9 protein-coding genes are annotated in these 13,879 nt (G+C 58.1%); 3 read left to right on the forward strand and 6 right to left on the reverse strand.

From position 1 onward, the window contains the following. Position 1 precedes the first annotated feature (1 nt). The 3 genes from PCPL58_RS11355 (at position 2) to PCPL58_RS11365 (ending at position 5,235) form a co-directional block, all read left to right on the forward strand. Positions 2 to 2,035 carry an LTA synthase family protein gene (locus PCPL58_RS11355; protein WP_065349436.1) on the forward strand — a complete coding sequence of 678 codons (2,034 nt, stop codon included), beginning with the start codon at positions 2 to 4 and terminating at the stop codon, positions 2,033 to 2,035. 351 nt (positions 2,036 to 2,386) lie between these two features. Then, positions 2,387 to 3,001 carry a biliverdin-producing heme oxygenase gene (locus tag PCPL58_RS11360; protein WP_044309084.1) on the forward strand — a complete coding sequence of 205 codons (615 nt, stop codon included), beginning with the start codon at positions 2,387 to 2,389 and terminating at the stop codon, positions 2,999 to 3,001. After that, a complete protein-coding gene (locus PCPL58_RS11365; protein ID WP_065349437.1) occupies positions 2,998 to 5,235 on the forward strand; it encodes an ATP-binding protein in 2,238 nt (745 codons plus the stop codon). Before PCPL58_RS11360 ends, PCPL58_RS11365 begins: the two co-directional genes overlap by 4 nt. Positions 5,236 to 5,282: 47 nt before the next feature. Here the strand turns inward: PCPL58_RS11365 and PCPL58_RS11370 are convergent, their stop codons facing one another. From PCPL58_RS11370 to PCPL58_RS11395, 6 genes are all read right to left on the reverse strand, one after another. Beyond that, on the reverse strand, positions 5,283 to 5,882 hold the full coding sequence (locus PCPL58_RS11370; RefSeq protein ID WP_162273828.1) for a permease: 600 nt from the start codon (positions 5,880 to 5,882) through the stop codon (positions 5,283 to 5,285). Positions 5,883 to 6,039: 157 nt separating this feature from the next. Then, on the reverse strand, positions 6,040 to 9,417 hold the full coding sequence (locus PCPL58_RS11375) for a toxin VasX (RefSeq protein WP_065349438.1): 3,378 nt from the start codon (positions 9,415 to 9,417) through the stop codon (positions 6,040 to 6,042). A gap of 302 nt (positions 9,418 to 9,719) precedes the next feature. Continuing rightward, the gene (locus PCPL58_RS11380; RefSeq protein WP_065349439.1) at positions 9,720 to 10,490 is read right to left on the reverse strand and encodes a DeoR/GlpR family DNA-binding transcription regulator; all 771 of its coding nucleotides are present in this window, start codon (positions 10,488 to 10,490) and stop codon (positions 9,720 to 9,722) included. Between the two features lie 39 nt (positions 10,491 to 10,529). Next, positions 10,530 to 11,216 carry an SDR family NAD(P)-dependent oxidoreductase gene (locus PCPL58_RS11385; protein ID WP_065349440.1) on the reverse strand — a complete coding sequence of 229 codons (687 nt, stop codon included), beginning with the start codon at positions 11,214 to 11,216 and terminating at the stop codon, positions 10,530 to 10,532. 54 nt (positions 11,217 to 11,270) lie between these two features. Continuing rightward, on the reverse strand, positions 11,271 to 12,395 hold the full coding sequence (locus PCPL58_RS11390) for a sialidase family protein (protein WP_044309055.1): 1,125 nt from the start codon (positions 12,393 to 12,395) through the stop codon (positions 11,271 to 11,273). After that, on the reverse strand, positions 12,382 to 13,806 hold the full coding sequence (locus PCPL58_RS11395; protein WP_065349441.1) for a sodium:solute symporter family protein: 1,425 nt from the start codon (positions 13,804 to 13,806) through the stop codon (positions 12,382 to 12,384). The genes PCPL58_RS11390 and PCPL58_RS11395 overlap by 14 nt, the downstream gene beginning before the upstream one ends. Positions 13,807 to 13,879 lie beyond the last annotated feature (73 nt).

Here is a 13,879-nt window from a genome sequence, read left to right on the forward strand (position 1 = left end):
GATGAGTTGGTTGCAATCGCGACGCCTGCATTATTGGCTGGGCGCGGTCATGGTGGTGTTCCTGCTGTCGGCGTTGCTGAGGGGCGTGTTCTTCTACGGGTTTTCCGGTATCGAACCGGGCACGCTGTTCACGCATGGCGAGGTCGCAAAGACGCTCGGCATCGGTTTGCGCTTCGACCTGCGCCTGGCGCTGCTGATATTGCTGCCGGTCGCGGTGCTGCTCTGGATGCCGGGTTGTAACCTGATCAGCGTGCGTGCCCTGCGCTGGCTGGCGCGGGGCTATCTGATCGTGGCGCTGGCGATTCTGACAATGATTTACATCGTCGACTTCGGCCATTACGCCTATCTCGGGGTCAGGCTCAACGCCAGCGTGCTGCGCTATCTGGAGGATGCGCAGATTTCCCGGGACATGCTTTGGCAGACTTATCCAGTATTCTGGATCACTGTCGGCTGGCTGCTCACTGTCGCAGTGCTCGGCTGGGCATTGATCAGGCTTGAACGTGCCACCCTGGACCGTGAGGCCAGACCGATCAAACGCGGGTCCGTGGTCTGGGGTTCGGCGCTGATGGTCTGTGCAACCTTCCTCGGCCTGCTGGGCCGGGTCGAGAATCTCAATCTGGAAAACCCGGTACCGTTGCGCTGGAGCGATGCGTTCTTCTCAGGCAACAGCCAGGTGGCGGCACTGGGGCTCAACCCGGCGCTGTTCCTGTACGACACGCTCAAGGTCTCCCAGTCGAACTTCGACGAACCCGAGGTGCGCAAGTACTATGAGCGGGTCGCGCGTTATCTGGGCGTCCGGCAGCCAGATGTACAGGGATTGAGTTTCAAGCGTCACCAGACCGTGCAGCCCTACCGGCTGCCGGGCGAGCGGCCGCCGAATGTCATGTTCGTCATGCTCGAATCGCTGGGCACCAGCGCTGTCGGTGCCTACGGTAACCCGTTGAACCCGACGCCAAACCTGGACCATCTGGCCACCCAAAGCTGGTTCTTCAAGCACTTTTACGTACCGGTGACCGGCACTGCGAAAACGGTCTGGGCGAGCATCACCGGGGTTCCCGACGTGACACGGCAGGAGACCGCCACGCGCCATCCGCTGCTCACACGGCAAAACACCATCATCAATGACTTCAAGGGGTACGAGAAGCTGTACATGATTGGTGGCAATTCCGGCTGGGCCAACATGAACGCCTTGATCCGTCGCAGTATCAACGACGTACGGCTGTACGACGAGCGCGACTGGAAGTCACCGCAGGTGGATGTCTGGGGGATTTCCGACCTGGATCTGTTCAAGGAGAGCGACCGGATCCTGCGTGCGTTGCCAGCCGACAAACCGTTCTTTGCCTATGTGCAGACTGCGGGCAATCACCGGCCGTTTACCATTCCGAAGGACAACGACGGTTTTCAGGTCAGCGACAAGACCGTGGAGCAGGTCCAGGCCGCCGGTTCGCGCAGCGTGGAGCAGTACAACGCCGTGCGCCTGCTGGATTTCAACATTGGACGGTTGATGGAACTGGCCAAGGCGGGCGGTTACTACGAAAACACCATCTTCGTGCTGTTTGGCGATCACAACACGCGCATCAGCCAGATCCCGCACATGGCGCCGGCGTTCGAGCAACTGGGCCTGGAGAGCAACAACGTTCCGCTGTTGATTCACGCCCCCGGCCTGCTGGGCACACGCGTTGTCGACGAAGCGGTCGGTCTCGCCGACCTGCTGCCGACACTGGCGGGGATGGCCGGAATGGACTTCACCAGCGGCACCATGGGCCGTGACATTCAGCAAGCGGCTCCGGAAGGTGAACGTGTGGTGCCGCTGGTACTGCGCGAAGGTACGTTCCCGCTGATCGGCGGTGTCACGCGCAACTACCTGCTGCAAATGGAGCACGACGGCAGTTCGCCAACGCTCCATGACCTGTCTTCACCCACGCCGCTGGACAACGTCGCCGAACAGAACCCGCAAGAGTTCGAACGGCTGCGCGACCTCACCCGCGGTCTGCATGAAACCTCGCGAATGATGCTGTATCAGAACGTGCGTTGACGAAGCGAACCGGCCTTTGTCAGCGTTGCTACGCAAGCCGCTGGTCGAGTCAGCGGCTTGCCTGAGGATGGCATATTTATTGGATGATGTTAAAGTGCTTGCGCCTGTGAACCACGCACGCACGAAACGCATATAGGACTCGGTTTTCGACTATCTTGGTTAGTTGAGCGCGTATTTTGCGGGGAGTTGTAAACCGTCGTCTTGTCACGCTGGCTTTTATCTTTATGGATTGCGGTATTTCATCGCAAACACATGAAAAAACTGTCAGATTTTGCTCTGAATCTGTATTTTGGCGGCCTGTTTTCGCTCGGATGCGTTTTTTGCCCATTGCACACTCAAGAGCCTTCCTGGATGCCGGCAAGTTTTTCATGTGTTAACCCGCCGAAACTGCTTGATGCACTGCGTGCTGAAACGAGGCAGTTGCACGTCAAGCTTGAAAAACGTATGCCGTTTTTTTCACCCGCTCTGGATCACGCTCTTTACCTCCGTCTGCTTCAGGCCTACTACGGTTTTTATGCACCGCTTGAAGCGATACTGCATGGCAGTGCCTTGATACCTGCGGAGCTTATTCCGGTCGAGAGGGTCAAAACTCCTATGCTGGTCGAGGATCTGCGTGCGCTGGGGCTGTCCGATCACGACATCGGGCAATTGCCCCGCTGCGAACGGTTACCCACTGTTGATTCTGCCGGTGCATGCCTGGGTGTTATGTATGTGCTGGAAGGGGCGACACTGGGCGGGCAGGTGTTGCGACGTGAGATAAACCGGCGTTTGGACCTGGATGAGCAACGTGGAACGGCCTTTCTCGATGTGTACGGTGCTCTCACCGGACCTCGCTGGAAGGCGTTTCTGAATCATCTGGACGACGTGCCGCGAGAAGTTGTTCTTATTGATGCCGCCGCGTTTGCAGCGCACTCCACATTTGCATGTTTCGAGCACTGGCTCGAGGGTCAAGAGGTACTGCTATGAGCCAACTCGACAAAGACGCCTTTGAAGTCCTTCTGGCCAATTGTGCGGATGAGCCCATTCAGTTCCCTGGCGCCATTCAACCCCACGGCCTGCTGTTCACGTTGCAAGAGCCCGAGCTGACTATCCTGCAAGTCAGTGCCAACGTGCACACTGTGCTGGGCCATGTGCCCGAGCAGGTGCTCGGCAAGGGGCTGGACTGTGTGCTGGGCGCTGGCTGGACCGAGGTTATTAAAAGCGCCAGTGCTCATGACTCGTTCATCGACGCGCAACGTCTGCTGATGTCGATCAACGGCATCGAGTTTGAAGCCTTGCTGCACCGCAGCCAGGGCGTTCTGATTCTGGAACTGGAGATCCAGGACAAGGATGCGCAAGCGATCAGTTATTCCGAGCGCACCGGCAACATGGGCCGCATGTTGCGCCAGTTGCATGCTGCGAGTGATCTGCAGAGCCTGTATGAAGTCAGTGTCCGCGAGATCCAGAAAATGACCGGTTACGACCGGGTGCTGATCTACCGTTTCGAAGAGGAAGGCCATGGTCAGGTGATCGCTGAAGCGTCGTCGCCCTCCATGGAGCTTTTCAACGGACTGTTTTTCCCGGCATCGGACATTCCCGAGCAGGCGCGCGAACTGTATCGCCGCAACTGGCTGCGCATTATTCCCGATGCCGATTACATCCCGGTGCCCCTGGTGCCTCAACTGCGTCCGGACACTCAGGAGCAGCTTGATCTGAGTTTTTCGACGTTGCGCAGTGTTTCACCGATCCACTGCCAGTACATGAAGAACATGGGCGTGCTGTCATCCATGAGTGTTTCGCTGATTCAGGGCGGCAAGTTGTGGGGATTGATCAGTTGCGGCAACCGCACGCCGCTGTACGTGACTCACGAACTGCGCAGTGCCTGCCAGGCGATAGGTCAGGTGCTTTCCCTGCAGATCAGTGCCATGGAAGCGCTGGAAATAAGCCGTCAGCGAGAGGCGAAAGTCAGGGCGCTCGAGCAATTGAATCTGGCCATGGCCGAGTCCGAAGAAAACGTCTTTGACGGTCTGGCGCAGCAACCACAGTTATTGATGGATCTGGTAGGCGCGAGCGGCGTCGCCATCATCGAAGACCGGCAAACGCATTGTTTCGGCACCTGCCCGGAGCCTTCTGAGGTACGTGCACTGCATGCGTGGATGATTGCTGGTGGCGAACCAGTGTATGCCAGTCATCATCTATCCAGTGTCTATCCGCCTGCCGAGGCCTATCAGCCAATTGCCAGCGGCGTGTTGGCGATGAGCCTGCCAAAGCCGGTCGACAACGGCGTTATCTGGTTTCGCCCCGAGGTCAAGGAAACGGTTCAGTGGAGCGGTAATCCGAAAAAACCACTGGATATGGAGAGCTCGGCAGGCGGCATGCGTCTTCGGCCGCGCACCTCGTTTGAGATCTGGAAAGTCGAGATGACCGGGATCGCTACGAAGTGGAGCTATGGCGATGTGTTCGCCGCCAATGACCTGCGCCGCTCCGCTCTGGAAAATGACCTCGCCCGCCAGGTGCGCAGGGAGCAGCAGGCCGTTCGCGCCCGCGACGAGCTGGTAGCGGTTGTGTCCCATGACTTGCGCAACCCGATGACGGTCATTTCCATGCTGTGTGGGATGATGCAGAAGTCGTTCAGCTCCGATGGACCACACACCTCGCGACGTATTTCCACGGCAATCGATACCATGCAGCAAGCGGCCAGCCGCATGAATGTGTTGCTCGAAGACCTGCTCGACACCTCGAAAATCGAAGCGGGCCGTTACACCATTACGCCGCAGCCGCTGGAAGTCAGCCAGATATTCGAGGAGGCTTATACCTTGCTGGCCCCCCTGGCGATGGACAAGTCCATCGAGATCTCCTTCAACGCCGAGCCTGACCTCAAGGTCCAGGCCGACCCGGAGCGTCTCTTCCAGGTGCTGTCCAACCTGATCGGCAACGCCATCAAGTTCACCCCGAAAATGGGCACAATCGGTGTGGCGGCAATGTCCAACGGCACTGAAATCGTGTTCACCGTACGGGACTCCGGCGAGGGTATCCCTCCCGAGCAGTTGCCACACATCTTCGAGCGCTACTGGACCGTCAAGGAAGGCAACCCGACCGGCACCGGTCTGGGCCTGTACATCTCGCAAGGCATCATCAAGGCACACGGCGGTGAACTGGCTGCGCAAAGCCGGGTGGGCGAGGGCAGCGAGTTCCGCTTCACGGTGCCAATGGCAGTTTGATCGCTTTCTCAGGCTTGCAGTGTGTGTCGGCTCAAGCCTGAGTCGCGTCAGCCCTGATGCCAGTTAGTGGCTTTTTCGATGTATTCAGCGTTCGCCGGAAGTACCTCGCGCAGGAAAGCGAGGTACTTGTCCATCAACGTCTTGCTGGGAAAGCGCGCGGCGAAGCCGGTGGTGATATCGTCGCAATGGATGATGACCATCAGGCGTCTGTGATCGACCGTGACAAATTCATGCAGGTGCCAGGGGGCGGTTTGTCGATGGTGGACAGGGTTTTCCCAGTTCAGCAGTTTGATGGCGGCGATGAAGGCCATCGCTACCGGGCCGACCAGAAAGAGCAACGATCCGGTCAGGACGGCGACGAATCCGAATACCAACATGACGAAAATGGCGATGCCCTTGAAGAAGCTTGAGGCGAAGTCGGGGTAGTGGAGGTAATACTCGACCGTGGCGCCATCGGTTTTCAGGGTGTAGTTGAAGATGGTTTTTTGGCGGACCATCAAACCAACATAGTAAGCATAATTCGCGGCGATGACCGAAGTGAACACAGCCGCCCAGTGTGGCTCCTGAATAAATAAGTCCCACCATGCCCAAACATTGAACAAGAGCATCGCTACGTGACCCAGCCCCAAAAATAATTGCATTCGCATAATTTCTCTCGGAGGATGCGCCATTGCTTTGATTGACCAACTCAGGACGTCGTTGCCTATCAAGCGAGGTAAGCGTTTTAAAGGTGGCTCTGCGATGCATTCGCCTGCTCTGAAATCGGATTTTGAGTGCGGCAATTTTTGAGGTGTATTCATGTTTTTAATTCGCAATTTCAAGCATTAGAATACCTTCTCGGCTAGAAGATTTCACTTCAAGTTCAGCTTCAGTCAGGTCAGCGAAAGATGTACTGCCTTTAGCGTCAAGTTCTAGCTGAAATGAGTAGCCCGTATCGTTCTGGCCGGAATTTATCAGGTGCATTGGGTAATGTATTTGCAATTCCAGATAGCTGGCGTCCTTATCAAGCGGTACCCAAGTTTCCCAAATAACATCTTCGTTTTGAGGTGGCATCAGAGGGTAAGTAAAGTCTTCATAAGTTTTGCCTACAGGCTTGTTTGTAAGCGTCCCGAACTGTTTGACGTTCCTGAATTGTCCTCGGTCCAGAAAATCTGATTGGACTGAGCGGTCTATTTTTTCTACAGGTAGCACGCCCCACGGTCGCTTGCTGCTAATGACGTTAACAGCTACAGATGACCCGCGCAGTGTACCCGGTAGACGAACCTGTATGCCGGCACCATTCTGTACAGCAACACTGATGTAATCACCTTTGCCAAGATATCGGTCTTCGTAATGTACCGTGCTTTTTACATAAATTTGTGGGCTTAGTTGTATTTGCAATAAGCTACGTATCTCATCATTTTGTCCTTGGGCGGTATTTGCATGTTGGTGCTCTGGGGTCCGTGACCAACAGCATTTACGTAGCCACCAGCCAACGCTATCCTGTTTGAAATAATTTAACACCATTGTCGCGAAGAGGTAAATTGTGCCTGCTATGAGTAATGCCAAACTGAACAACGGACTCATAACTACAGCAGTTAGCCTGCTAGCAGGCGATATACCTGTTAGCAATTGAGCTAACGAGGCTAGCCCCATTGCAGCTACAGCGAGCCCCTTTATCACAGTCGCGTTTTTCTCTGCCGAAGTTTTCAGCTTGCTCCGGTCGTTGCTGATGTCGATTGCCTCCAGCGCCGCGGCCGCTATCCCAAACGCCCCCATCGCCACCATCGAACCTCTAAACCCCCTTCTCGCATCCCCCCAAACCGCGTTACCTCGTGCTTTCCAGTAAGCCGCCGATTTATCGAGAATGCCTATGTTATAGCCGCCAATGACAAGTGGCTTCGCCGTACTGATAACCGCCCACGGCGCTTCAACAAACACCGCCATCAACAGGTTAAAGCTATACCCCAAACCATACGTCACCTTGCCGATGTCCTTGGCACTGAAGTCTCCATCCCGAGTAAGGTCGCGATAAGTGAAGGCGGTGTTGATGAAGTTGAGCATGATCACGCTCCAGGTGATCGAGCCGGCAATCCCTCCCAGCCCATCGAGCCAGCGTTTGGCGGTCGCCAGCCAGTCTTTGGCGATGGCTTTGCCGGACTGGAAGTGCAGGCGAATCTCATCCTGCAACTGCCTGGCGTACTCGTTGTTCTGAAAGTCGAGCAGGGCGGGCATGCTCAGTTCGTGCAGGCGAAGCTTTTGCTCAAGCATGCGCAGGTGGCTGGCGATGCTTTTGCGGGGGTTGTAAGCGGTGGGGTAGAGCCAGCTGCGACGGGTATCGCTGATCTGTTTGTTGAGCACCTGCCACTCACTGATCCAGGTTTTCAGCTTCGCGAGCATCTTGTGATCGATCGCGATACGCGCCTTCGAATCGAGCAGGATCTGGCCTATCAATAGCGTGCGTATCAGTGCAACGATGTTCTGCTGCTTGCCCACCGCCAGGCGGCTGTCGATGGGTACCCAGGCCAGCAGGATACTTTCGAACGTTGCCTTGCCGCTGCTGGCCAGTTGGCTCAGGGCTTTGAAGGTGTCCTGAGCGGGGTGTTTCAGCGCCTTCATCCACGGCTTGTCGGCAAAGCCTTGGTGATTGAGCGTGCCGTTGAGTTCGCCGATGCGGGTGGCCAGGTTGGTGACGTCGCCAAGGCCGTTCAGCAGCGCGTTGGCCTCCTGATGCAGCGCGTGTTTGAGCGCCGGCGAGAAGCCATAGCGCAAGGTGCCAAACAGGCTGCTGTCGTTGGCTTCCTGCTCGGCAAGCCAGGTGCTGGCGGCGTTGTCCTGAGCGTAGATGATCTGCAGGTTAAGCATGAGCGTTTGCAGATAAAGCAGGCTTTCGGGGTGGGTGGTGTCGACAAACAGCTTGAGCGGTTCGGTGCCCAGATGGGTCGACCATTGCCTAAAGTCGCTTTGCGTGTCACGCACCTGTTGCAGCAGTGTGTCGCCGGTTGGCAGGTGCTGCTGAAGGTACTGACGCGCACCGCTCAGATCGACCTCGCGCCGCCATTTGTGGCGATCTTTCCAGGCTTGCAGGGCCTCGTCGGCGGGCGCGCTGCCGTATCGCATTTCAAGCGATTTGCGCATGTCCAGGCTCTTGAACATGTCCGGCGTCAGCAGAAAATCGCCGGGAACGTTACTGCTGCTGATCTGCGCTTCCTCAAGGATGCACTGCTCGAAGTAAGCTTCGAGCTCGCCCAGGTACTGATGGGTGAGCGCCGCATTGTCGCGCACCGATGTCGGCAATTTCTCTGGTTCACTTTCAGCGCCGCACAGTGCGGTGACCGTCTGGGCGATCTGGATCTTGTGTTCGTGCTCGGCTTGCCAGTTGCGGTAAGCGGCCTGATCGGCGGCCAGTTGCATGCCCAGATCATTGAAAATGGCCAGCGGGTCATCAAGGGCGATGAGCAGTGAGCTGTGCTGGTCTTCAACGCTGCCCTGCCAGAAAACGTCAGCGCCGATTGGCGAAAACAGCGGCTGGGTTTCTTCGCTGGAGGCCTTGGATGTAGGAATCGCCGAGTCTGCAAAGCGGCCATCGTCAACCACATGCTCCTTATCGATGTCCGCCACCGCTTCGGCAACGCGGTTCAACGGCAAGGTATCCGGCTCGGCCATGGTCATGCAGTAGCGTTTCAGATCCAGCGCTTTCATCCATGAAGCGCGGCTTGCCGGATTCGAGCGCAGGTGTTCGCAAATTCGCCAAGTCCACTGCTGCGCTGAAAAGGCGATGCGCAGCAGGTTGTTTCGCGGATAGAGCAGGAAGGGTTTGCCATCGTCGGCACCGCTTCGCCGGTCACTGCCAAGCTGCGTATCGGTCCAGACAATACGGCTCAGGTTGCCGGTGGCGGCTGACACCGCGTACTCATGCAACGTTTCGGCAGTCTCGTCATAGACATATACGTAACCGTCATACAGCTGGCGAAGGGTATAGCTGCGTGTTTTCAGCTTCGGCATCACCGCCCAGCGGCTGCCCTTGAGTAGCGGTTTCAGCTTCTGGGGAGCGGTATCGTAGCGGGAGCGATCCAGCGCATAGCGCACGGGCACGATGGCGACGTCAGGTCCGCGGAAGGGACACAGGCTGGTGGCCGTGGCGGGAGTTTTGGCGAACGTTGCAGCACGTCGTTGAGTATGGGTGCCGGATTTGTCGGTCATGCATGGAATCTCTGCGCAGAAACGGTCGATATCGCCCGCTGTATGCAGAGGTGCATTCCAAGATATGTGCCGACTGTCTACTTATCTATAAAAAACAAATAGATAGGGATTTAAAGCAAAGACATCGAGCAAGAAAAGCGTGAAATAGTGCGCAAGTATCTGCACACGTGCGCTGACTCGCGCATGCTCGCTGCATCGCTTTGAGTACAAGCCTTGGTCGATTTTATTTAGGTATTGGGTGCGCAAAAGTCTGCACGGCCCGCGCCAAGTGCCACGAACAGGAAATCAGGTCGTTTGCCGAATCAGGCAGGCAGTGCAATTTCCACCTGAATACTCTTGCGTGCCTTGAACGGAGCGAGCAGGGATTCGTCATCCACCGGGTTGGTAATCAGCGTCCATGGCTGGCGCAAGGGTGTCCAGTGCTGCTGACGAGCTCGGCCCAGCTTGGTGACGTCAGTCAGGACGAAGACCTGAGCGGCACGTGCCACCATGTTTTCCTTTAGATACGCCTGTTCGGCGCTGGCCTCGCACAGACCCAGCTCCGCTACCACGCCATCGGCACTGATGAACAGTTTGTCGGCACTCAGGTGTTCCAGGGCTGCCTGCGCCGCCACGCCATAGGTCGACATGCTCGATGCGCGCAGCGTGCCGCCGAGCACGGTGATGCGCCCATCGGGGATCAACGCCAGATCGCTCAGCGCCAGCAGGTTATTGGTGATCACATGCAGCCCGCGCCGCTGATTGAGAATGTGCGCCAGCGCGCTGGTACTGGTACCGCCTTCGAGAAACAGCGTGTCGTGATCCTCGATGTGCGCCAGTGCGGCACGGGCGATGTCCATTTTTTCCTGGCTGTGCTGACGGCTGCGCTCTTCCAGGGAAGTTTCCGGCTCGCGCTGACCGACGTGTGCCGCGCCGCCGTAGGTGCGCAGGATCAAGCCGTGTTCGGCCAGGGCGGTCAGGTCGCGGCGAACCGTGGCTTCCGAGACGCCGAGTTGGGCGCACAGCTCGTCCACGTTGGATTTGCCGGAAAGAACCAGTTCGAGTATCGCTTGACGACGGTTGGCGACTTTCATTACAGCCCTTGCACTAAAGCCTGGAAGCGGGATGCAACCTTACAACGACGCACCGCCGCATACCACCAGGCTTTGCCCGGTAATTGCACCCGCGTCGGGGCCGAGTAGAAACGCCGCCAGACCGGCGATTTCCTCGGGTTGCACGAAGCGGCCGATCGGAGGCTTTCGCGGCGGCGTGCCACTGCGTCCCGGGTCCAGCAGCATCGGCGTTTCGGTCGCGCCGGGGGCGATCAGGTTGACGGTGATGTTACGCGGGGCCAGCTCGATCGCCCATGAGCGAACCATGCCTTGCAGCGCCGCCTTGGTCGCTGCGTACTGGCTGCGTTGCGCCGCGCCCTGCATGGTGCGGCTGCCGATCATCAGGATACGGGCACCGTCGCGCAGGCGTGGGTAAAGCGCATTGACCATGTGGCTGGCAACGGCCACATGCAGATGCCACATCGCCTGGCCATCGGCATCGTCCAGTTCGCCAAGCGCTGCAGTGCGCATGAAGCCGGCCGCATGGATCAGTGCATCGATGCGCGGTGTTTGCTGCAGGGCTGCGTCCAGCGCGTTGAAGTCGTTGAGGTCGCACGCTCGCCAGGTGAAGTTCTCGTGTTCCAGGTCTTGCGTGCGGCGGCTCAGACCGGTGACCTGCAAGCCCTGTGTCAGCAAGCGCGTGACAATGGCTTTGCCAATGCCGGAGCTGGCACCGGTGACGAGTACGGACTGAATCGGTTCGGGCATGGCATGGGTTCCGCAAAGGCGTCGATCGGCAGCAGGCTGATCGACGCGGGTGGGTCAACGGATCGCGTTCAGCGGCAAGTGAATATGTTTGATCTTCTGTCGGAAGTAGGTGAAGGCGACATGCAGGCTGCCATCCGCGGCCTGGATGATGCTGGGGTAGGAGAATTCGCGGTTGAGCTTTTCCTGTGAGTTGTTGGTCAGGCAAAAGCCGTCGCCCAGTTCCAGGTCCAGACGGGTCGGCCAGGTACCACCGCCGTCCCGCGAGACCGCCAGGCTCATTGGCGCACGGGGGATACCCCACACTGCAGCCTTGCCGTCCTCACGCGGTCCCGGTGTGATCCGCTCGTCACCTTCGTCTTCGATTTCGTCGTACAGCGAGGCGCGGCGCTGGGCGTGGCCGTCGGCGCTGACAGGGTTATAGACCAGTGCCAGCTCGTCCGTCGCCAGTCTCACGAACTGGATCGACGAGTTGTTGTTGGGCAATTCGGTCGGTGCCGGCACGCTCCAGGTTCGTCCCCGGTCGCTGGACCGGCTGCTGTAGATGAAGTCTGCCCAGCGGCTGCGGAACAGACCGAGCAGGCTACCATCCGCCAACTGATGAACATTCATGTGCACGCTGCCGGTGCTGTCAGGCACGTCGTGGCGTGACCAGTTGTGTCCTTGATCGGTGGAGATCATTACTGCACTGACGTCATGGTTGCCGACCCACTTTTCACCGGGGCCGGTGATGCAGTACCAGACCGGCAATACCCAGTCACCGTTATCCAGTACCACTGGCGGCTGGCGTACAAAGGTGCCCGGCTCGTCGAACAGGGTGTCTATAGGCCCCCAGCTCTGGCCGTGGTCCAGCGACAGGCGACGGCGGATGATCGCGGTCTCCTGATTACCGGAAATCTGTGCGGTCCAGATCAACCACAGCGGGCCGTCGGGTGCTTGAAACAGAATCGGGTTCTGTTCGGAGCGGGTCGAGTCTTCGGACATTTTCCGGGGCTCGCCCCAGACGCCCGTCACCGGGTCACGGCGCGACAGCAGTACGAAGATGTCGGCCATACCCTCCTGAGTCCCCGCGAACCAAGTGCATAGCACTGTGCCGTCGGCCAGCTCGTGCAGGTTTGCCGCATGGTTCTGTGCGTAAGGCGTTGGCAGGAACGCGTCCTGACGGGTATCAGCGGTTGGCATGGGGGACCTCGGTTTCTACAGGATTGGCAGGTTGGCTCGGCGCGGACTGGGGCAGCAGGCGCTCGATGGCAATCACAATGGCAGGTGTCACCAGGGCGATGTACATGTTGTCGATGCCGTAAGGGTTGTTCAACAGATACCAGACGCTGGTGGTAATCGCTGAGGCGATCAGACCCAGCGTGGCGCCTCGGCCCGAACCGAAGAACGGCAGGTAGATGGCGATCATGGCGACAACGGCAATCGACAGGCGCAGGGCGCGAGTGAAGAATGACAGGTTGAGGATTTCAGGGACGAAGAACACGAAGAACAGCGGCACGAAACCGATCACCAACGCGATCAGGCGTGTGGTTTTGAATTCCTGATCCACGGACGGTTTGCGCCACGGTACGTAAAAGTCACGGACGACCAGCGAGGCGATGGCCAGCGCTACCGTACTGACGCTGACGAAAATCGAAGCGACCAGCGAGATGGTCACTACGCCTGCCAATACCGGGCTCATCGATTGCAGGAAGATCGGCAGCGCGTACAGGCTGCTCATTTCCGGGTGCAGGTACTTGGACGCGACACCGATGAAGCCCAGCGCCAGGGCAATCGGGATGCACAGCAGCGAGGCATAGAAGGTCGAGCGGCGTGCTGCGTTCTGATTCTGCGTCGAGGAGATGGCCTGAATGATGAACTGCGTGGAGAAAATCGCGCCGACCGTGCCGATGATCCAGGCGAGGATTTTCGAACCACCGATGGCGCCGTCCCACGTGAAGTAATGCTCGGGCATGTTCTGCACCACGGGGCTGAAGCCGCCAGTCATTTTCAGTGCCACGCCGAGCACGATCAGCACGCCGATGTATTTCACCCCGGTGTGCAGAATACTCATGTAAGCCACGCTTTTCAGGCCGCCGAACACGTAGTAGAGCGTGCTGATGATCGCGGTAATGAAGGCCGCAGTGGTCAGGTTGATCTTCAGAACCGTGGCAATGGCCGCCGCGCCACTGACGTAGTTGCCGACGTTCACCAGCAACAGCGCGTAGATCATGATGATCGAGACTGCGAGTTTGGTGGAGGTGCCGTATTTTTTGGCGATGAAGCCGGAAATGGTGAATTCGCCGGAGCTGTACAGCTTGCGCGCCATCAGCAGGCCGAACAGCGGGAAGCCGATGGCTGCGGCGGTCACTGACCAGGAGGCGGCAAAACCGCTTTCGAAGGCCGCTTGTGCCGTACCGACCGTAGACTTGGCGCCGATGAATTCGGACATCATCAGCACGCCGACGACAAAGGCGGGCATGGTGCGCGAGGCGACCATGTATTGCTCACTGGTCTTGCTGCGCAGGCGCATGCTCATCCAGGTGGTTATGAGGATGTAGACGACCACCATACCGATGATGATCGAGGTGTCTTGCGCGTTGAAGGTATCCATCAGTCTCGCTCCATTGTTTTTGTTCTGGCGCGTTATGGGGTGCCGCTGGGGATCGTTGGGTCAGTACCGGTAA

Origin of the sequence: Pseudomonas cerasi (assembly GCF_900074915.1) — a bacterium.
Classification (GTDB): domain Bacteria; phylum Pseudomonadota; class Gammaproteobacteria; order Pseudomonadales; family Pseudomonadaceae; genus Aquipseudomonas; species Aquipseudomonas cerasi.

What these genes read in the sequence shown, in the direction of transcription:
- PCPL58_RS11360 (WP_044309084.1), top strand. Translation starts at nt 2,387, where the DNA reads ATGCCGGCAAGTTTTTCATGTGTTAACCCGCCGAAACTGCTTGATGCA.
- PCPL58_RS11395 (WP_065349441.1), bottom strand. Translation starts at nt 13,806, where the DNA reads ATGGATACCTTCAACGCGCAAGACACCTCGATCATCATCGGTATGGTG.
- PCPL58_RS11390 (WP_044309055.1), bottom strand. Translation starts at nt 12,395, where the DNA reads ATGCCAACCGCTGATACCCGTCAGGACGCGTTCCTGCCAACGCCTTAC.
- PCPL58_RS11375 (WP_065349438.1), bottom strand. Translation starts at nt 9,417, where the DNA reads ATGACCGACAAATCCGGCACCCATACTCAACGACGTGCTGCAACGTTC.
- PCPL58_RS11370 (WP_162273828.1), bottom strand. Translation starts at nt 5,882, where the DNA reads ATGCGAATGCAATTATTTTTGGGGCTGGGTCACGTAGCGATGCTCTTG.
- PCPL58_RS11355 (WP_065349436.1), top strand. Translation starts at nt 2, where the DNA reads ATGAGTTGGTTGCAATCGCGACGCCTGCATTATTGGCTGGGCGCGGTC.
- PCPL58_RS11385 (WP_065349440.1), bottom strand. Translation starts at nt 11,216, where the DNA reads ATGCCCGAACCGATTCAGTCCGTACTCGTCACCGGTGCCAGCTCCGGC.
- PCPL58_RS11365 (WP_065349437.1), top strand. Translation starts at nt 2,998, where the DNA reads ATGAGCCAACTCGACAAAGACGCCTTTGAAGTCCTTCTGGCCAATTGT.
- PCPL58_RS11380 (WP_065349439.1), bottom strand. Translation starts at nt 10,490, where the DNA reads ATGAAAGTCGCCAACCGTCGTCAAGCGATACTCGAACTGGTTCTTTCC.